This window comes from Streptomyces sp. NRRL S-118, assembly GCF_000716335.1.
Classification (GTDB): Bacteria; Actinomycetota; Actinomycetes; order Streptomycetales; family Streptomycetaceae; genus Streptomyces.
In genome coordinates this window covers 280,206-298,089 of sequence record NZ_KL591013.1, presented here as the reverse complement: position 1 = coordinate 298,089, position 17,884 = coordinate 280,206, and the positions used below count along the sequence as shown (strand labels likewise).

Here is a 17,884-nt window from a genome sequence, read left to right as displayed (position 1 = left end):
AGGCCGACACCCTGGCGGGTGCCGGCCTCCCGGCGCGGAACGGTCGTGCGGTGGAGAGGTGAGTGCCTCGGTCAGGCGGCCGGCACGACCTCCTTCTCCGGGGCCTGCTCCGCCTGCTCGGCGCGGGCCCCGTTGCTGCCGCCGCGCATGACCACCACGGCGAGGAGGGCTGCGGCGAGGACGCCGATGGCGCTGACGGTGAGGGTGGTGGACATCGACGCGGTGAAGGCGTCCTTGGCCGCCTGGACCAGGCCCGGGTCGTCGTGGGCGGCGGCCAGTGCGCCGCCGATGGACTGCTTGGCCTGCTCGGGGGCGTCGGCCGGCATCTTCGCGGAGAAGGTGCTGGTGAGGAGCGAGCCGAGGATGGCGATGCCGAGGGCGGTACCGGCCTGCTGGATGGTGTCGTTGAGGGCGGAGCCGACGCCTGCCTTGTCGGCGGGGATGGTGCTCATCAGGGCGCCGACCGCGGCCGGCATGGCCGTGCCGGCGCCGAGGCCGAGCAGGGCGAGGGCGACGGCCGGGACGGCGAAGCCGCTGTCGGTGGTGACGGTGGTCAGCAGGCCGAAGGAGGCCGCCATCATGAGCATGCCGGCCAGGATCAGCGGGCGGTGGCCGGTCCTGGCGGCCAGCTTGGCGCCGACGCCGTTGCCGATGAGCGCCGCCACGGCCAGCGGGGTGAAGGCCAGGCCGGCCTTGACGGGGGAGTACCCGAGGACCGACTGGAGGTACTGGGTGAGGACCAGGAGCAGGCCGCCGTTGCCGATCTGCACCAGTGCCAGCGAGATGGAGCCGCCGGTGAAGTCGCGGTGCTTGAAGAGGGCGAGCGGGACCATCGGAGAGGCGGTGGTGTTCTGCCAGATCACGAATCCCGCCAGGGAGGTCACGGCGATGGCGAGGGTGAGCAGGCCGCGGCCCTCGAAGGCGCCGTGCTGCGGGATCTCGATGATCCACCAGACCAGGGCGGTCATCCCGACGGCGGAGAGGACGGCGCCGAGCGGGTCGGGCCGCTGCCAGGGGGCCTTGGACTCGGGCATCAGGAGCAGACCGGCGGCGACGGCGAGGACGACGACGGGGACGTTGATGAGGAAGATCGAGTGCCAGGAGAAGTGGTCGATCAGGACACCGCCGAGGACCGGACTGCCGACCAGGCCGAGCATCGACACCGAGCCCCAGGCGGCCATCGCCTTCGGGCGCTCGTCCTCGTCGAAGACGGTGATCAGGATCGACAGGGTGGAGGGCATGATCAGCGCACCGCCGACGCCCATGGCCACGCGGACGGCGATGACCTCGCCGGGGTCGGTGCAGAACACCGCGGCCAGTGACGCCGCTCCGAAGAGCAGCAGGCCGATGATCATCACTCTGCGGCGGCCGAAGCGGTCGCCGAGGCTTCCCGAGGTCAGCAGCAGGCCGGCGAAGACCAGGACGTAGGAGTCCAGGATCCACTGGATGTGCTGGGGGCTCGCGCCGATGTCCTCGGTCATGGCGGGGACGGCGACGGTCAGCGCCATGCTGTCGACGACGAGGACCAGCGTGCTGAGGCACAGCACGATCAGGATCCACCAGCGGTGCGGGCTGCGGGTCGGGGCCGCTGCGGCTTCGGCTGTCATCGGGGTTCCTTTCGGGATGCGCACACCGTTCCCGTTGTGCGCACACTGTTCCGGGCGATGCGAACACCGTACTCCTCTGCGTACACTGTTCGCAACACAAGAACTCTGTACGCTGTGTGCGCACGACGTACGCAAAGGAGCGAGCCGATGGCCGAGGACGACAAGCCCCAGCAGATCCCCTCCGTCTGGGCCCGCCGCCGGCGGGCGGCGGAACAGCCCGGACTGTCCCAGGAGGCGATCGTCCGGGAGGCGATCGTCATGCTGGACGCCGACGGCATCGAAGCCCTGAGCATGCGCAAGCTGGCCGCCCGCCTGAACGCCGGAGCGACCTCCCTCTACCGCCATGTCGCCACCAAGGACGAGCTGATGGAACTCGCCGTCGACGAGGTGTTCGGGGAGATGACCGTGCCGCCCGCCGGCACCGGGGACTGGCGCACGGCGGCCGCCGAGGCCGCCGCCTCCTTCCGCGCGACATCCCTGCGCCACCCGTGGCTGTCCTCGGTGCTCGGGCAGGCCGGCCTCGCCTACCTCGGCCCCAACCTCATGTCCTACTCCAGCCGCCTCGCCGACCTGTTCTCCACGGCGGGCTTCCCCGAACCCTCCCGGGCGATCGACTCCCTCCTCGCCTACGTGATCGGCATGAGCGGTACCGAGGCGGCCTGGCTGACCACGGTGGCCCGGTCCGGCGAGACGGAAGCCGGCCTCATCGCCCGTCTGATGCCCGCCGCACAGCAGGCGGCCCAGGAGCACGGCAACCTGGCGGAGGGATACGCCCACGCCTCGGGAACGGAGTTCGACCCCACCGGCGTGCGCGACGCCAAGTTCGCCTACGGCCTGGAGGTCATGCTCGACGGCCTGGCCCTGCGCCTCCAGGCGGGACCGCCGCCCACGGCATGACCCCGTAGCGCCGCGCGGGCCCACGGCGGTACGGGAGCACACCACCGGGAATCCGGGGGAGAACGCGGGCCGGCGCCCCGGTCGCGCGCCGCTACCGGGGCGCCGGGAACAGCACCGACACCGCCTCGCCCATCGACGGGGCGGGGCGGCGCTCCTCCAGCGGGACGACGGGGGCCAGCCGCTGCGGGTCCTCGCCCAGGAACACGTGCCGCACCACCCGCTCGGCCGCGCCGCCGTCGTCGTACGGGCAGAACCGCGCCCGGAAGGCGGCGCGCAGCCGCGCCGAGCGCGAGCCCCGCCAGTGCCCGGTGACGAAGATGTCGATCAGCTCGTCCTCGGAGCGGGCCACCGCGCCCGGTGGGAAGGTCCGCACGTCGAAGTAGGTGCCGCGGGCCGCCTCGTACGCCATCCAGTCCTCGGTGTGCACCACGATCGGCCGGTCCAGGTTCGCGTAGTCGAACATCAGGGACGAGTAGTCCGTGACCAGTGCGTCCGAGGCCAGGCACAGTTGCTCGACCGACGGGTGCGCGGAGACGTCGATGACCCGCGGGTGGGCGGGCGGCGGCGGGCCGTCGCCGTGCGTCGGGTGGGGGCGCGCGAGGATCACGAACCCCGGGCCGAGCGCCCGCAGCACCCGCTCCAGGTCGAGCAGGCGCGGCTGCGGCGTCATGTAGTCCCGGTGGGTGGGCGCGTACAGGATCGCCGTGCGGCCCTCGGGGATGCCGAGCGTCTCGCGCAGCCGGGCGACGTCGGCGGCCCCCGCCCGCTGGAACACGTCGTTGCGCGGCGAGCCGTACTCCAGCGTGCGGTACCCGGCCGGGTAGACCCGCTCCCACACGAGCGTGGCGTGGCGGCTGGGGGAGACGAGGTAGTCCCAGGTGTCGACGGCGCGCAGCAGCCCGGCGAAGTCCGTGCCGCGGGCGGCGGCCGGGCGGTGCATCAGGTCCAGGCCCATGTGCTTCAGCGGAGTGCCGTGCTGCGTCTGCACGACCACCTGTCCGCGCCGCTTGACCAGCCGCCGGTCGAAGTTGACGTTGTTGACGAGGTACTTGGACCTGGCCAGGGCCGTCCAGTACGCGGCCGACCCCGGCCGCACCCCGCGCGTGCCCGGCGGCACGGTGTGCGCGTGCGCGGGGGAGCAGATCCAGGCGGTGCGCACGTGCGGCGCCAGCTCGCGCACCCGCTCCTCGATCGCCGCCGGGCTGCACGCGTAACCGCGGCTCCAGTAGGCGCTGAAGACGGCGCGGTCGTCCCGCACCGGCAGGCACCGCTGGATCCGGTAGTGCAGCTGGAGCAGCGCGCCGCGCACCGCGCCCGCGACCCGGCGGCCGCCCGCCGCGGCGCGCCGCTTCGCCGTGCGCGCCGCCATCAGCGCGCGGTACGTGCGGTGGCTGCCGGACCGCACCAGGGCGTGGCGCAGGCGGGTGGTGAGCCGCGGGACGGCGAACGCGCGGGCGGCCGGTGCCGGGGTGACGCCGGGGGCACGGTGGCGGCGGTAGTGGGCCCGGGCGCGGCGGAAGAAGGCGGCGCGGGTGCCGCGCGGCAGCCGCCCGGGGGCCATGAACACGGACGTGAAGTGGTCGGCCATGCGCCGGCGCAGCACCGGACGCCAGCACGCCAGCTCGGGGCGTGCGTCGAGGAACGCGAAGAGCCGCTCGTACTGGTCGAACAGGTCGAAGTGGCGCAGGCTCGTGGTGCTCAGGATGGAGCCGGTGCGGCGCTGGCGGTAGTGCACGCACACCCGGTCCAGCGTGGCGATCGACCCGGCGGCCATCAGCGCCGGGTAGGTCCACGGGGTGTCCTCGTAGAACCCGGGCGGGAAGGTGAAGCCTTCACGTGCGACGAACTCCCGCTTGTACGCCTTGTTCCACACCACCATCAGGACCTTCAGCAGCCCGGGGCGGTCGGCGAGCACGAAGGGCGCCGGGCCGGACTCGGCGAGGTGGGCGCGGAACTCGTTGGGGACGACCTCTCCGGTGGGGTACGTACGGACGTGGTCGTACACCAGCACGTCCGGGTCGCCGGTCTCCTTGAGGCGGTCCGCCACGGCCCGGAGGGAGCCGGGGGCGAGGGTGTCGTCGCCGTCGAGGAAGACCAGGTAGTCGCCGGTGGCGTGGGCGAGTCCGGCGTTGCGGGCGGGTCCCAGGCCGGTGTTCTCCGGCAGGTGGACGGCGATGACCCGGCGGTCACGGGCGGCGAACTCGTCGATGATCGCGCCGCAGCCGTCGGCCGAGCAGTCGTCCACGGCGATCAGTTCGAGGTCGTCGCAGGACTGGGAGAGCACCGACTCCAGGCAGGCGTGCAGATAGGCCTGGACGTGGTACGCGGGGACGATGACGCTGAACCGGGGCATGGCCCGGGAACTTCCGGTGGACCGACCGGGTTACGCGTCCCGTGGCATACGGGGGACAGGCGGGTGTACGTCCGCCGGCCTGTACGTCATTTGACCGCGCCCGCCATCACCCCCGACACGAACTGCCGCTGGAAGGCGAAGAAGACGGCGAGCGGGATCACCATCGAGACGAACGCCCCGGGCGCGAGGACGTCGATGTTGTTGCCGAACTGCCGTACCTGCTGCTGGAGCGCGACCGTGATCGGCGGCGCGTCGGAGTCGGCGAAGATCAGCGCGATCAGCATGTCGTTCCACACCCACAGGAACTGGAAGATGCCGAGCGAGGCGATGGCCGGGCCGCCGAGCGGCATGACCACCCGCGTGAACAGCCGCACCTCGCCGGCACCGTCGAGCCGTGCCGCCTCCAGCAGTTCGCGGGGGATCTCCGCGAAGAAGTTGCGCAGCAGGAAGATGGCGAAGGGCAGGCCGAAGGCGACGTGGAAGAGGACCACGCCGAGTGTCGTCTCGAAGATGCCGATCTCGCCGAAGAGCTTCGACACCGGGACGAGCGCCACCTGCACGGGCACGACGAGCAGGCCCACCACGAGCAGGAACCACCAGTCCCGGCCGGGGAACTCCATCCAGGCGAAGGCGTACCCGGCGAACGACCCGATGACGATGACGAGGACGGTCGACGGGACGGTGATGAGGACGGTGGAGAGGAGCGAGCCGGTGATGGTCCCGTTGTCGAGGAGCGCGGCGTAGTTGGCGGTCGTGAGCTGCGCGGGCGCGGTGAGGACCCGCCACCAGCCGGAGGAGCTGATGTCGGCCGGGTCCCGCAGCGAGGACAGCAGCAGCCCGACGGTCGGCATCAGCCAGAACAGCCCGACGAGGACGAGGAACACCCGCAGCGCGCCCCCGGCGGCGCCGGCGGCGAGGCGGGTGGCAAGGCTCTGCTCGGTACCGCTGCTCATCGCCGCGTCTCCTTCCGGATGCGCCTGATCTTGCTGTGCCGGCCCGGGGGACGACCCCCGGACCCCCGACAGGGTGCGCCGGGCGCGAGCGCGCCGGTCACCGTCGCGTCTCCTTCCGGATGCGCCTGATGTTGAACCACATCACCGGGATCACCAGCAGCAGGAGGAGGACGGAGATGGCGCTGCCCACGCCGAGGTGGGCGTCCGTGCCGAAGGAGGAGCGGTAGAGCTGGAGCGCCAGGACGTTGGCGTCGTCCTGGACCGAGCCCGGCGCGATGATGAAGACCAGGTCGAAGATCTTCAGGACGTTGATCATCAGGGTGACGAGGACGACCGCGAGGACCGGTGCGAGGAGCGGCACCGTGACCCGGCGGAAGACCTGCCACTCGTTGGCCCCGTCGACGCGGGCGGCTTCGAGCAGTTCGCGGGGCAGGCCCGCCAGGCCCGCCGCGATCAGCACCATCGCGAAGCCCGCCCACATCCACACGTAGCTGCCGATGATCGCCGGGGTGACGAAGGACGGGCCGAGCCAGTCGACACCGTTGTAGCGTTCGCGGAAGTTCGACTCGGGCAGGCGCAGACGGGCGCCGTCGGCCTCGGCGGGGAGGCTGAAGGTGCCGTCCGCGGCCGCCGTGGCCGTGGCGACGACCTTGCCGTCCTTGACGGCCTCCACCTCGATGCCGGGAAGTCCGAGCTCCCGGGCGTCGATGGTGTTGGGCGTACCGCCGCCGCCCCGGGTGAAGTCCAGCCACACGGTGCCGGTGATCCGGCCGTCGGCGGCGGGCGGGGGCGCCGTCGCGGGTTTCGCGTCCTCCGGCATGTCGGCGGGTGCCACGCCGACCAGCGGCAGCTCGGCCGGCGTGCCGGCCCGTACCGGCTCCTCCGTGATGAACGCCCCGCCGCCCGCCGCTTCGAGCGGGTGGACCGGCAGGGGGCGGGCCCTGGGGTAGCCGGCCGACTCGGCGAACGTGTCGTGCACGCCCACCCAGACGGCGTTGGCGACGCCGCGGTCCGGGTCCTGCTCGTACACCAGCCGGAAGATGATCCCCGCGGCGAGCATGGAGATCGCCATCGGCATGAAGACGACCAGTTTGAACGCCGTGCCCCAGCGGACCCGTTCCGTCAGCACCGCGAAGATCAGGCCGAGCGCGGTGGCGACGGTCGGCGCCACCACCACCCACACGGCGTTGTTCTTCACGGCGGTGAGGATCGTGTCGTCGGTGAAGATCTCCACGTAGTTGGCGAACCCGGCGAACGAGTCGCCGGACCGGTCGAAGAACGACCGCTGGACCGAGTACGCGATCGGGTAGACCACGAGCGCGCCGAGCAGGACCAGCGCGGGCAGCAGGAAGCCGGCCGCGACGATCCCGCGGGTGCCGGTCACGCTCCTGCGGCCCGGGGCGCGCTTCGGGGCGGTGGCGGGCGTGGCCATGGCGTCAGCCCTCGTTCTGGTACGCCTTGGCCGCGTCGGCCTCCAGGCGGGCCTGGGTGCCCGCGATGTCCTTCGGGTTCTTCAGGAAGTCCTGCAGCGCCTTCCACTCGCCCTTGCCGGGGGTGCCGCCGAACGACTGCGGCATCTGGTCCGACATGTCGAAGCGGAAGTCGTCGCCCGCCGCGATGAGCGCCTCGGCGATGTCGCGTTGCACGTCGTTCGGGTACGCCGACGGGGCCAGGGACTTGTTCGGGGAGATGAACCCGCCCTCGCCCGCCCAGATCCGCGCCGCGTCGGGCGAGGCGAGGAACGTCAACAGGGCCTGCGCGGCGGGCTTGTCGGTCAGCGCGACGGCCACGTCGCCGCCTGTGACCACCGGGGCTTCGGTGCCGACCGCGGGGAAGGGGAACACCTTCGCGTCCGTACCGATCTTGGCGTCGGTCTGACCGATGTTGATCGAGACGAAGTCGCCTTCGAAGACCATGCCGGCCTTGGGCCGGTCGCCGCCGGAGAACGTCTGCGTGACGGAGGCCGGGAACTCCGTCTGCAGCGCCCCGTCCGCGCCGCCGGCGATCAGGGCCGGCTTGCCGAACAGCTCGGCGAGGGTGGTGAGGGCCTGCTTCACGGACGGGTCGGTCCACGGGATCTCGTGCCGGGCGAGCTGGTCGTACTTCTCCGGGCCGGCCTGCGAGAGGTAGATGTTCTCGAACCAGTCCGTGAGGGTCCAGCCGTCCGCGCCGCCGACCGAGAACGGCGTCACACCGGAGGCGGAGATCGTCTCGGCGGTGGTGAGCAGTTCCTTCCAGGTCTTCGGCTCGGAGACGCCCGCGTTCTCGAAGACGGCGGTGTTGTACCAGATCAGCGACTTGTTGGCGGCCTTGAAGTACACGCCGTACCGGGTGCCGTCGACCGCGCCCAGGTCCTGCCAGCCTCGGGAGTAGTTCTTGGCCAGCTGGGTCTTCGCCCCGGGGCCCACCGGCTTGACCCACTTCCGCTCCACGGCCTGCTGGAGTGCGCCGACCTGCTGGAGCATCGCCACGTCCGGCGGCGCGCCGCCCGCGATCTTCGTACCGATGTAGTTGAGCATCGCGTCCTGGGTCGGGACGTACGCGACCTCGGCGCCGGTGCGCTTCTCGAACTCGTCGAGGACCTTGGTGAAGGCCGCCTGCTCGGGACCGGTCCAGACCGCGACGACCTGGAGCTTCTGGCCGTCGAGCCGCGGCAGGTCGACGGTCGCCGCCGCCCCGCCGGGCTCCTTGCTCGCGCCGGGGCCGCCGCCCTTCCCGCCGCCCCCGTCCCCGCACCCCGCCAGGGTGAGGGCTCCGGCGGCCACCAGCGCCGTGAGTGCCGTGCGTGCCCTCAGTGCCGTCCGTGCCGTGCGTGTGCTCGTGCGAAGAGTTGTGCGCATCACTGCCCCGTCTCCTGCGTGCACTTACCCGTGCGCGTACGCGTCCCGTCCGGTCAGGTCTACGCCGGGCGCACGGGTGCCGCAATACCGCCTTGTGTGTCAAGTGCGGTATCGTGATGGGCTCGTGACGTTACGTCAGCGATGGCTGGGAGTCGTCAGCGGTGGTATCGGGGCCGCATCGAGCGAGCGGGCCGCCCGGTCCAGCGCGCTGGCGAGCAGCGCCAGGTCGGTCGGGCCGTTGCCGAGTTCGCGCACGGGCCGGCGGGTCGGCGGGTCGCCCATCCGCTCCCAGTCCAGCGGGACGACGGTCGGCCGCTGGGTCGCCGTACGCGGGATGCGGCCGGTGACCCGGCCCGTCTGGAACGGCGTCACCCGGCCGTCCGGGTGTCCGAGCCGGCCGCGGCCCGGCGCCGGCTCGTCGGGCCCGGGCGCGGCGGGCGGGGCGTCCAGCACGGCGCGCAGCCGGGCGCGCCGTGCCAGCTCCGTGTCGGCCGTGCGGTCCGGGCGGGCGGACGACGCCACCAGGTGCACGCCGAGCCGGTGGCCGTCGCGGGCCACGGCCTCCAGCGCCCGGACGACCGAACCGGCGGCCGGCCGGCCGGGGCTGCCGAGCGCGGGCGCCACCAGCGCGTCGTAGTCGTCGACCAGGACGACCAGGCGCGGCAGCGGGGGCGGCCCGTCCGCCGGGGCGCCGCCGGTGCGCGCGGTGGCGGGACGCAGGCGCAGGGTGCCGCCCGTCGCCGCGGCGTCGAGGTCGGCGGCGGTGTGGTCGTCGGCCCCGGGGTCGGGGGGCCGGCGGTCGGCCGGGCGGGGATCGCGTGGCTCACGGGCGGCCTGCTCGCCGTCCGTGGGGCGGCGCGGGCCGATCAGCCGGTCCGCCACTTCCCGCTGGGTGTGCCACTCGGTGAACTCCTGGCGGCCCAGCAGCTCCGCCCGCCGCTTCAGCTCCGCCCCGAGCGCCTGGGCGAACGCCCGCATCCGCACGGGATCCGCGGCCATCAGGTGCTCCGTGGCATGCGGCAGCTCCATGCAGGGCGCGAGCCCCTCGCCGCGCTCACCGCCCGCGCCGTCGACCAGCAGCAGCGCCAGCCGGTCGGGCCGGGAGGCGGCGGCCAGCGAGGCGGCGACCGCGCGCAGCAGCTCCGTACGGCCGCTGCCCGCCGGGCCCTCGATCAGCAGGTGCGGGCCCTCGGTGGTGAGGTCCACGGCGAGCGGGCCGCGCGGGCCCGTGCCCAGCACGGCCGTACCGTCGGGCGCCGACGCCCAGCGGGCCAGCAGGGACGCGGGCGTGGCCCGGGCCAGGCCCAGCTCGTCGAGGAGGCGTGCCGACGGGGGCAGCGCCATGGCGGCCGCCCGGCCCCGCGGCGCGATGCCCTCGGTGCGCAGCGGCGCCAGCGCCCGCGCGAAGCGCTCCGCCCAGGCGGGCGAGACGGCGTCGACCGTGCCGACGGTTCCGTGCCCGGCGGGCTGCCCGCCCGCCGTCCGCATCAGCCGCAGCGCGGTCGCCACATCACCGGAGAGCAGGGCGACCGCCCCGCACTCGCGGAAGGCCAGGGACGCGGCGCACGCCGCTTCGTAGGTCGCGCCGACCGGCGAGAGCGGGGAGGCCGCCGGGGTCTCGGCGAGGCAGACGAGGTGGATGCCGGCCGCCGCGCCGGCCCCGGCGAGCCGGGCGGACGTCTCGCGCAGCGCCGCGGAGCCGGGGTCGCCGTCGACGATCACGACCGTGCGCGGCCCGTCGTACCGCTCGGCCGCCTCCGCGACCGCCTTCCGCTCGGCGCTCGCCCAGCCGGGGCCGAGCGGCCCGTCGTCGAGGCGCCGCGTCAGCTCGGCGGCGCGGGCGGCCGCCTGGTCCCGGTCGTACGCCAGCAGCAGCCGGCAGTCCTGCCCGTGGGCAGGCCGCAGGTGCGGCAGCCAGCCGAGCCAGGCCCAGTCCCGCTTGCGGGCTGCGCTGCCGATCAGCACGATCTCCAGGTCGGTGGGCGCGTGCAGCGCGGCGAGCTGCGCCACGACGGAGCGGGCCAGGCCCATGAGCCGCGCCCGGGGCCCGGCCAGGGCGAGGGACCCCGCCTCGCGCAGCCCGACCGTGACGGGTACGGACGGCAGGTCGGCCCGGTCGGTCGTGCCGAGCCGCACGACGAGTTCCTCGGGGTGGCCGGGGCCGCGCTCCCAGAGCCTCGGCCCGGGGCCGAGCGCCGTGAGCAGCACGGCGGAGGGATCGGGCCACGTCTCGCCCCCGCTGCCGCGGGAGCCCCGCGTCCCGGGCGGCCCGGGTGCCGCGGCGCCCGCGGCGTCGTCACCGCGGCCGCCCGCGAGCCGCCGCGCCCAGGCGCCTATGCCCCGTCTGCGGGCACCCCTGCCGGCGGGGACCGCTTCCGCCTCGCGCCCGTCCCCCGGAAAGCCGTCCGGGCCGGCCGGCGCCTCCCCGTGGGCCTGCCCGGGGCCGGCGGGGGCGTGCGGGAACCGGGCGGCGCCCTGCCCGTGGGTGGAGGCGTCGCCCCCGCCCGCCGGGCCGGCCGTCCCGGCGGGTGCCTGCCCGGCGCGGGCGGCCGGGATCCGGGGCCCGCGCTCCGCGGTGTCCCGGTGGGCGTCGGCGCTGCGGGTGGGGCCGGCGATCGCGGCGGGAGGACCGCTCGGCGCGGGTGCGGCGGGTGCGGCGTACGGAAGGCCGTCCGGCGTGGCGGCGGGACCGGGGGAGGCGCCGGCGGCCGGGGCGGTGCGCGAGGGGACGCGGAGGTGCCCCTCGCCGTCGGGCGCGGCCGGCAGGGGCGTGGTGTCCGGGGCGCCCTGGCTCAGCCGCAGGGTGGACTCGCCGAGCCGCAGCAGCGCGCCGGGCCGCAGCGGGACCGGACGGGAGCCGACGGCCGTGCCGTCGAGGGAGGTGCCGTTCGTGGAGCCGAGGTCCGCGACCGTGACACGGCCGTCCTCGGCGACCGTCACCGCGCAGTGGAGGCGCGAGACGTCCGGGTCGTCCAGCGGGACGTCCGCGTCGGCGGAGCGGCCGATGCGGATCTGGCCGCCGTGCAGCAGGTGGACGCCGCCCGCGTCCGGTCCGGCGACCACGTGGAGCCGCACCGCGGCGCCGTCCGCGGGGGCGTGGTCCTCGGCGGGGGCCTGGAGCGAGAGCACCGCGCCGTCCACCAGGGGCGGCTCGCCCAGCACCCGGCGCTGCGCGTCCAGCCGCTCCCCGCCCGCGTACAGCACGACCGATCCGGAGACGTCGGGGCCGGCGACCGCGGCGGCCAGCCCGGAGGCCACGGCGGCCAGTGCGGTCCCCGCCGGGGCGGTGACCAGCACGTCGCAGGCGCGTCCCGCGGTCTGGCCGCCGAGCGGCGCCGCGAGGACGGTCAGCCGGATCTGCATCGCCGTCAGCGGTCCCTTCTGCGCGGCGCGCCCGGCAAGGAATGGGGAACGGCCCGGCGATCCCCCTCCACTGCGGACGCGTCGTCCGGTTCAGTGCTGGGTGCATCCTCGCACCTGCGACGGACAACACGCCCGGGAACCGGCATCAAATGATCTTGAATGCTCACCGTCGATCGGGAAAATGCCAGCTTGCGCCCACCTTGGGATCATGTATGGCAACCATGGACGCGAAGTGTGCGTCTTCGGCACCGTACGAGACCGGAAGATGACCGACCGGTGTGCCGCCCCGCGGCACTACAGTGGGTCGGACACCCGGGCGGGCCCGAGAGGGAGGCACGGGCCAGGCAAGGACCACGATCGCAGGGAGCGCATGACGTGCGGCCGGTAGGCAGCAAGTACCTGCTCGAGGAGCCGCTCGGGCGCGGCGCCACGGGCACCGTCTGGCGAGCCCGCCAGCGGGAGACGGCGGGCGCCGAGGCCGCCGTGCCGGGCCAGCCCGGCGAGACCGTCGCGATCAAGGTCCTCAAGGAGGAGCTCGCGAACGACGCGGACGTGGTGATGCGCTTCCTGCGGGAGCGCTCCGTCCTCCTCCGCCTCACCCACCCCAACATCGTCCGCACCCGCGACCTCGTCGTCGAGGGCGATCTGCTCGCCCTCGTGATGGACCTGGTCGAGGGCCCGGACCTGCACCGCTACATCCGCGAGAACGGCCCGCTCACCCCGGTCGCCGCGGCGCTGCTCACGGCGCAGATCGCCGACGCGCTCGCCGCCAGCCATGCCGACGGCATCGTGCACCGCGACCTCAAGCCGGCCAACGTGCTGGTCGCCGAGCAGGACGGCCGGATGCACCCGATGCTCACGGACTTCGGCATCGCGCGCCTCGCCGACAGCCCTGGCCTGACCCGTACGCACGAATTCGTCGGCACGCCCGCGTACGTCGCGCCCGAGTCCGCCGAGGGCCGCCCGCAGACCTCCGCCGTGGACATCTACGGCGCCGGCATCCTGCTGTACGAGCTCGTCACCGGCCGCCCGCCGTTCGCCGGCGGCACCGCCCTGGAGGTCCTGCACCGCCACCTCAGCGAGGAGCCGCGCCGGCCCTCCACGGTCCCCGGACCGCTGTGGACGGTCATAGAGCGCTGCCTGAGCAAGGACCCGGACCGGCGCCCGAGCGCCGAGAACCTCGCCCGCGGTCTGCGCGTCGTCGCCGCCGGTATCGGCGTGCACGCCACGCCCGCGCAGATCGAGGCCGCGGAGGGCGTCGGCGCGCTGCTCGCGCCCGACCCGGCGCCGGCCCCCGTCCCGGAGACCCCGGGCGCCGCCGACCCCACCCAGGTGCTGCCGAGCAACGCCGGCCAGTACGACCCCAACGCCGCCACCAGCGTGATGCCCACCAGCGGCGCGGGCGGCGCCGACCCCACCACCGTCATGCCGCCGGTCCCGCCGGGCCCCGACGGCCCGCCGCGGCCGGAGGAGCCGCACCCCTGGCAGACCCAGCTGCGCGCGGCCCGGGACCGCAACGAGCAGACGCAGGTCCAGTACCTCGACCCGAGCCAGGACCCGCTGCGCCGCCGCCCCCAGCGACGCCCGCAGCCTCCGCAGCCCCCGCAGCAGCAGTACGCGCCTCAGCCGCAGCACCAGCCCCAGCAGCGGCCGCCGCAGCGCCCTGCGCAGTACGCGCCGCCGCCCCCGCCGCAGCAGTACGCACCCCAGCCCCCGCAGCACCACCAGCCGCGTCACCCGCAGCCCCAGCAGCCCCCGCAGCAGGCCCCGCGCCCGCCGCGGGAGCCGCGCCAGCCCCGCCAGCGCAGCGCCAACCCGATGCGCATCCCCGGTCTGGGCTGCCTCAAGGGGTGCCTGTTCACGCTCGTGCTGCTCTTCGTGGCGGGCTGGCTGATCTGGGAGCTGACCCCGCTGCAGGACTGGATCGCCCAGGGCAAGAGCTACTGGCAGGCCATCGGGGACGCCGTGTCCACGGTCACCGACTGGATCTCCCAGCTCGGCGGAGACAGCGGCACGCCCACGCCGCCTTCCGGCACCGGGCAGTAACTCTGCCGATTTGTCGACTTCCGAGGGGTGATTTCCCCTCGGAAGTGAGTACCGGCGCCCGCGTCCGCGTAACTTGGTCGGGAACGCCAGCCGCTGAGGGAGCAGTCTTGGCACGGAAAATCGGCAGCCGGTACACGGCCCACCAGATCCTGGGGCGGGGCAGCGCCGGCACGGTGTGGCTCGGTGAGGGCCCGGAGGGCCCCGTAGCGATCAAGCTGCTGCGCGAGGACCTGGCCTCCGACCAGGAACTCGTCGGCCGCTTCGTCCAGGAGCGCACCGCCCTGCTCGGGCTGGACCACGCGCGCGTGGTCGGCGTCCACGACCTGGTCGTCGACGGCAACGACCTCGCGCTCGTCATGGACCTGGTGCGCGGCACCGACCTGCGCACCCGTCTGGACCGCGAGCGCCGCCTCGCCCCGGAGGCGGCCGTCTCGATCGCCGCCGATGTCGCCGAGGGCCTGGCCGCCGCGCACGCCGCCGGGATCGTGCACCGCGACGTCAAGCCCGAGAACATCCTGCTCGACATGGAGGGCCCGCTGGGCCCCGGCGGCGCCCACCCCGCCCTGCTGACCGACTTCGGCGTCGCCAAGCTGATCGACACCCCCAAACGCACCAGGACGACGCGCGTCATCGGCACGCCGGACTACGTGGCCCCCGAGATCGTCGAGGGACTGCCGCCCCGCGCGGCCGTCGACATCTACGCCCTCGCGACCGTCCTCTACGAGCTGCTCGCCGGGTTCACGCCGTTCGGCGGCGGCCACCCCGGGGCCGTCCTGCGCCGCCACGTCACCGAGACGGTGGTCCCGCTCCCCGGCATCCCGGACGAGCTGTGGCAGCTGATCGTCCAGTGCCTGGCCAAGGCCCCCGCCTCCCGCCTGCGCGCCTCCGAGCTCGCCGCCCGCCTGCACGACCTGCTGCCGCTCGTCGCCGGCATGCCCCCGCTGGACGTCGACGAGCCGGATGCCGAGCCCTCCGCGGAGCCGTACGAGGACGACCCCTACCCGACCCTCACCGATGCGCCGCGCCGGGCCGCCGTGCCCCTGGTGCCGGGCTCGTCCCCCGACTCCAACCGCGACACCCACACCTCGATGCGGGTCCCGGCACCGGACGAGCTCTCGGGAGGCCCCCTGGGCACCGCCCGCGCCCCCCGCCCGGCCGGCGGCCGGCGCCCGGGCTCCGCGCGCCACCGCTCCGAGGCCGTGCGCAAGCGCCGCATCACGCTCGGTATCGCCGCCGCCGCGCTGGTGGCCGCCGCCGGGGTGGGCGGGTACGTGATGACCAGCGGCGACGACGAAACGGCGCCTCCCCGCGACTCCCGCCAGTCGGCCCCTTCCCGGCCTTAGCGGCCGCCGGGAGGGCCGGGCTGTCGCACGCAGCCGTTACGCTGGTGTCGTGGCAGTCGTCGATGTATCCGAAGAGCTGAAGTCCCTCTCCTCGACCATGGGGTCGATCGAGGCCGTCCTGGACCTCGACAGGATGAGGGCAGACATCGCCGTGCTCGAGGAGCAGGCCGCGGCCCCGTCCCTGTGGGACGACCCGGAGGCGGCGCAGAAGATCACGAGCAAGCTTTCGCACCTCCAGGCCGAGGTGCGCAAGGCCGAGGCACTGCGTGGTCGCATCGACGACCTCGAGGTCCTCTTCGAGCTCGCGGAGGCCGAGGGCGACGCCGACGCGCGCGCCGAGGCCGAGACGGAGCTGGAGTCCGTCCGCAAGGCGCTGGACGAGATGGAGGTGCGCACCCTCCTGTCCGGCGAGTACGACGAGCGCGAGGCGCTGGTCAACATCCGCGCCGAGGCGGGGGGCGTCGACGCCGCCGACTTCGCCGAGCAGCTGCAGCGCATGTACCTGCGCTGGGCCGAGCGCCACGGGTACGGCACGGAGGTCTACGAGACGTCGTACGCGGAGGAGGCCGGCATCAAGTCGACCACCTTCGTCGTCAAGGCGCCGTACGCCTACGGCACGCTCTCCGTGGAGCAGGGCACGCACCGCCTGGTCCGCATTTCCCCGTTCGACAACCAGGGCCGGCGTCAGACGTCCTTCGCGGGTGTCGAGGTGCTCCCGGTCGTCGAGCAGTCCGACCACGTCGACATCGACGAGTCCGAGCTCCGCGTGGATGTCTACCGCGCCTCCGGCCCCGGCGGCCAGGGCGTCAACACCACCGACTCGGCCGTGCGCATCACGCACATCCCGACCGGCATCGTGGTCTCCTGCCAGAACGAGCGCTCGCAGATCCAGAACAAGGCCAGCGCCATGAACGTCCTCCAGGCGAAGCTGCTGGAGCGCCGCCGCCAGGAGGAGCAGGCCAGGATGGACGCCCTCAAGGGCGACGGCGGCAACTCGTGGGGCAACCAGATGCGGTCCTACGTGCTGCACCCGTACCAGATGGTCAAGGACCTGCGCACGGAGTTCGAGGTCGGCAACCCGCAGGCCGTGCTGGACGGCGAGATCGACGGCTTCCTGGAGGCCGGTATCCGCTGGCGCAAGCAGCAGGAGCAGACGAAGTAACGTCCCGCAGTACGACGGGCCGTTCGGCGCCGGAATCCCGCAGGGGTTCCGGCGCCGCTTGCATAGGGTCCGTCAATTCGCGGCCGCAAGCGGCGAGTAGGCCGCTTCAGCGCTTTGTCGACAAGTGAACGGCCTGTTGGCGCGCGGTTGTTCGGGGTCTACGTCACAGTTGCATCGTTGCACGCGCGGCAACTGTGATCATTTCGGGCATAGCACGCGCAACGACCTTGACGCTTGTCCGAAAACTGGGAAAGCTGACGCGCGGCATGCGCATGACTGGGGCGCGTGCGATCGGGGGCAACCAGAAGCGCGACCCCCAGTGTCCGTTGCCCCGAGCGCTGCTCCACTGACGAATCAGCTACTGGGGGTAGCAGGCAGATGACCAAGAAGACGCGGGTCCGCGTGGCGCGGATCGCAGCCGGTGCGGTGATCGCAGCCGGTGCGTCCCTGACCGCCGCGGGCGCCGCTTCCGCCGTGGGCGTGGACGTGAACGTGGCGGGCCTCGGCGTGAGCGCCGACGTCAACGACGCCGGTGTCGAGGTGAACGCGGTCGAGGGCGCCACCGAGGGCAACACGGTCGTCGGCACCACCGAGGGCACGGGCGACCAGGGCGGTACCGGTGACCAGGGCGGTACGGGCGACCAGGGCGGTTCCGGCGACAACGGTGGCTCCGGCGACCAGGGCGGCGCGGCCGCGACCGGTGGCTCCACCACCGGTGACGCCGGCGCCTGCACCGTCGACCTCGACGGCGCCGACTGCGTCGACAACACCGACACCGACTCCGCCGGCTCCAAGCCGGTCGAGCAGGGCCAGGCCAAGGAGGAGCTGGCCGCGACCGGCGCCGCCGAGACCACGTTCCTGCTGGTCGGCGCCGCGACGATGATCGCCGGCGGTATCGGCTTCCGTATGCTGCCGCGCCTCGTCGCCGGTGGCCGTACGGCCGCCTGACCCGTACCACCGGGTACCTTCACGCATCACCTCTGCGGGCCCCGCGCCGATGGCGCGGGGCCCGCAGTCGTCACGGCGCACGCGGAAGGGCTCCGGAGGCCGCTCAGCGGCCTCCGGAGCCCTTACCGGAGTGGGCTAAAGGTGGTGAGGCGTACGGCGCAGCCTCATACGGTCTGCTGGGCCGTGGCGGCCAGCAGCGCCACCATCGCCACCAGGACGACCAGCAGCATCAGCAGGGCCGCCGGGCTCAGCCCGCCGAACGGCCCCTCCTGCTGCATCCGCTCCCGGCTGGCCCGGCAGACGGGGCACCGGCCCTCGCTGACGGGCGCCGCGCAGTTGGCGCACACCAATCGGTCATAGGTCATGCGCTCT

The 17,884-nt window shown here is 73.9% G+C and carries 12 protein-coding genes; 5 read left to right on the top strand and 7 right to left on the bottom strand.

The genetic code is table 11. The features are described from left to right. Positions 1-71: 71 nt before the first annotated feature. The gene (locus IH00_RS0122675) at positions 72-1,607 is read right to left on the bottom strand and encodes an MFS transporter (protein ID WP_031076446.1); all 1,536 of its coding nucleotides are present in this window, start codon (positions 1,605-1,607) and stop codon (positions 72-74) included. A 147-nt stretch (positions 1,608-1,754) separates the two neighbouring features. Between IH00_RS0122675 and IH00_RS0122670 the strand changes: the two genes are divergently transcribed. Then, positions 1,755-2,504 carry a TetR/AcrR family transcriptional regulator C-terminal domain-containing protein gene (locus IH00_RS0122670; RefSeq protein WP_031076445.1) on the top strand — a complete coding sequence of 250 codons (750 nt, stop codon included), beginning with the start codon at positions 1,755-1,757 and terminating at the stop codon, positions 2,502-2,504. A gap of 91 nt (positions 2,505-2,595) precedes the next feature. On the opposite strand, the gene IH00_RS0122665 is transcribed toward IH00_RS0122670, so the two are convergent. The 5 genes from IH00_RS0122665 to IH00_RS0122645 form a co-directional block, all read right to left on the bottom strand. Next, complete coding sequence (locus IH00_RS0122665) at positions 2,596-4,857, bottom strand: bifunctional glycosyltransferase/CDP-glycerol:glycerophosphate glycerophosphotransferase (RefSeq protein ID WP_052411563.1); 2,262 nt, start codon at positions 4,855-4,857, stop codon at positions 2,596-2,598. 86 nt (positions 4,858-4,943) lie between these two features. After that, a complete protein-coding gene (locus IH00_RS0122660; RefSeq protein WP_031076441.1) occupies positions 4,944-5,810 on the bottom strand; it encodes a carbohydrate ABC transporter permease in 867 nt (288 codons plus the stop codon). Between the two features lie 97 nt (positions 5,811-5,907). After that, positions 5,908-7,242 (bottom strand): carbohydrate ABC transporter permease, encoded by a 1,335-nt coding sequence (locus tag IH00_RS0122655; RefSeq protein WP_031076435.1) that lies wholly within the window; start codon positions 7,240-7,242, stop codon positions 5,908-5,910. Positions 7,243-7,246: 4 nt separating this feature from the next. Next, positions 7,247-8,650: an ABC transporter substrate-binding protein gene (locus IH00_RS0122650; RefSeq protein ID WP_078887902.1), complete on the bottom strand. Its 1,404-nt coding sequence runs from the start codon at positions 8,648-8,650 to the stop codon at positions 7,247-7,249. Positions 8,651-8,785: 135 nt separating this feature from the next. Next, positions 8,786-12,013, bottom strand: a complete 3,228-nt coding sequence (locus IH00_RS0122645) for an FHA domain-containing protein (protein WP_031076431.1) — start codon at positions 12,011-12,013, stop codon at positions 8,786-8,788. 375 nt (positions 12,014-12,388) lie between these two features. On the opposite strand from IH00_RS0122645, the gene IH00_RS0122640 reads away from it, so the two are divergent. The 4 genes from IH00_RS0122640 (at position 12,389) to IH00_RS0122625 (ending at position 17,512) form a co-directional block, all read left to right on the top strand. Beyond that, positions 12,389-14,059, top strand: coding sequence for a serine/threonine-protein kinase (locus IH00_RS0122640; RefSeq protein ID WP_031076429.1), 1,671 nt, complete (start codon positions 12,389-12,391; stop codon positions 14,057-14,059). A 107-nt stretch (positions 14,060-14,166) separates the two neighbouring features. After that, positions 14,167-15,402 (top strand): serine/threonine-protein kinase, encoded by a 1,236-nt coding sequence (locus IH00_RS0122635; RefSeq protein ID WP_031076428.1) that lies wholly within the window; start codon positions 14,167-14,169, stop codon positions 15,400-15,402. Positions 15,403-15,451: 49 nt separating this feature from the next. Next, positions 15,452-16,564 carry a peptide chain release factor 2 gene (gene prfB / locus IH00_RS0122630; protein ID WP_031076427.1) on the top strand — a complete coding sequence of 371 codons (1,113 nt, stop codon included), beginning with the start codon at positions 15,452-15,454 and terminating at the stop codon, positions 16,562-16,564. Positions 16,565-16,942: 378 nt separating this feature from the next. Next, positions 16,943-17,512 carry a hypothetical protein gene (locus tag IH00_RS0122625; protein ID WP_031076426.1) on the top strand — a complete coding sequence of 190 codons (570 nt, stop codon included), beginning with the start codon at positions 16,943-16,945 and terminating at the stop codon, positions 17,510-17,512. A gap of 164 nt (positions 17,513-17,676) precedes the next feature. Here IH00_RS0122625 and IH00_RS0122620 read toward each other — a convergent pair whose 3' ends face one another. After that, positions 17,677-17,877, bottom strand: a complete 201-nt coding sequence (locus tag IH00_RS0122620) for a hypothetical protein (RefSeq protein WP_031076420.1) — start codon at positions 17,875-17,877, stop codon at positions 17,677-17,679. Positions 17,878-17,884: the final 7 nt, after the last annotated feature.

Excerpts from the sequence above, each read along its gene's own strand:
- IH00_RS0122675 (WP_031076446.1), bottom strand. The coding sequence starts at position 1,607 with ATGACAGCCGAAGCCGCAGCGGCCCCGACCCGCAGCCCGCACCGCTGG.
- IH00_RS0122670 (WP_031076445.1), top strand. The coding sequence starts at position 1,755 with ATGGCCGAGGACGACAAGCCCCAGCAGATCCCCTCCGTCTGGGCCCGC.
- IH00_RS0122665 (WP_052411563.1), bottom strand. The coding sequence starts at position 4,857 with ATGCCCCGGTTCAGCGTCATCGTCCCCGCGTACCACGTCCAGGCCTAT.
- IH00_RS0122660 (WP_031076441.1), bottom strand. The coding sequence starts at position 5,810 with ATGAGCAGCGGTACCGAGCAGAGCCTTGCCACCCGCCTCGCCGCCGGC.
- IH00_RS0122655 (WP_031076435.1), bottom strand. The coding sequence starts at position 7,242 with ATGGCCACGCCCGCCACCGCCCCGAAGCGCGCCCCGGGCCGCAGGAGC.
- IH00_RS0122650 (WP_078887902.1), bottom strand. The coding sequence starts at position 8,650 with ATGCGCACAACTCTTCGCACGAGCACACGCACGGCACGGACGGCACTG.
- IH00_RS0122645 (WP_031076431.1), bottom strand. The coding sequence starts at position 12,013 with ATGCAGATCCGGCTGACCGTCCTCGCGGCGCCGCTCGGCGGCCAGACC.
- IH00_RS0122625 (WP_031076426.1), top strand. The coding sequence starts at position 16,943 with ATGACCAAGAAGACGCGGGTCCGCGTGGCGCGGATCGCAGCCGGTGCG.
- IH00_RS0122620 (WP_031076420.1), bottom strand. The coding sequence starts at position 17,877 with ATGACCTATGACCGATTGGTGTGCGCCAACTGCGCGGCGCCCGTCAGC.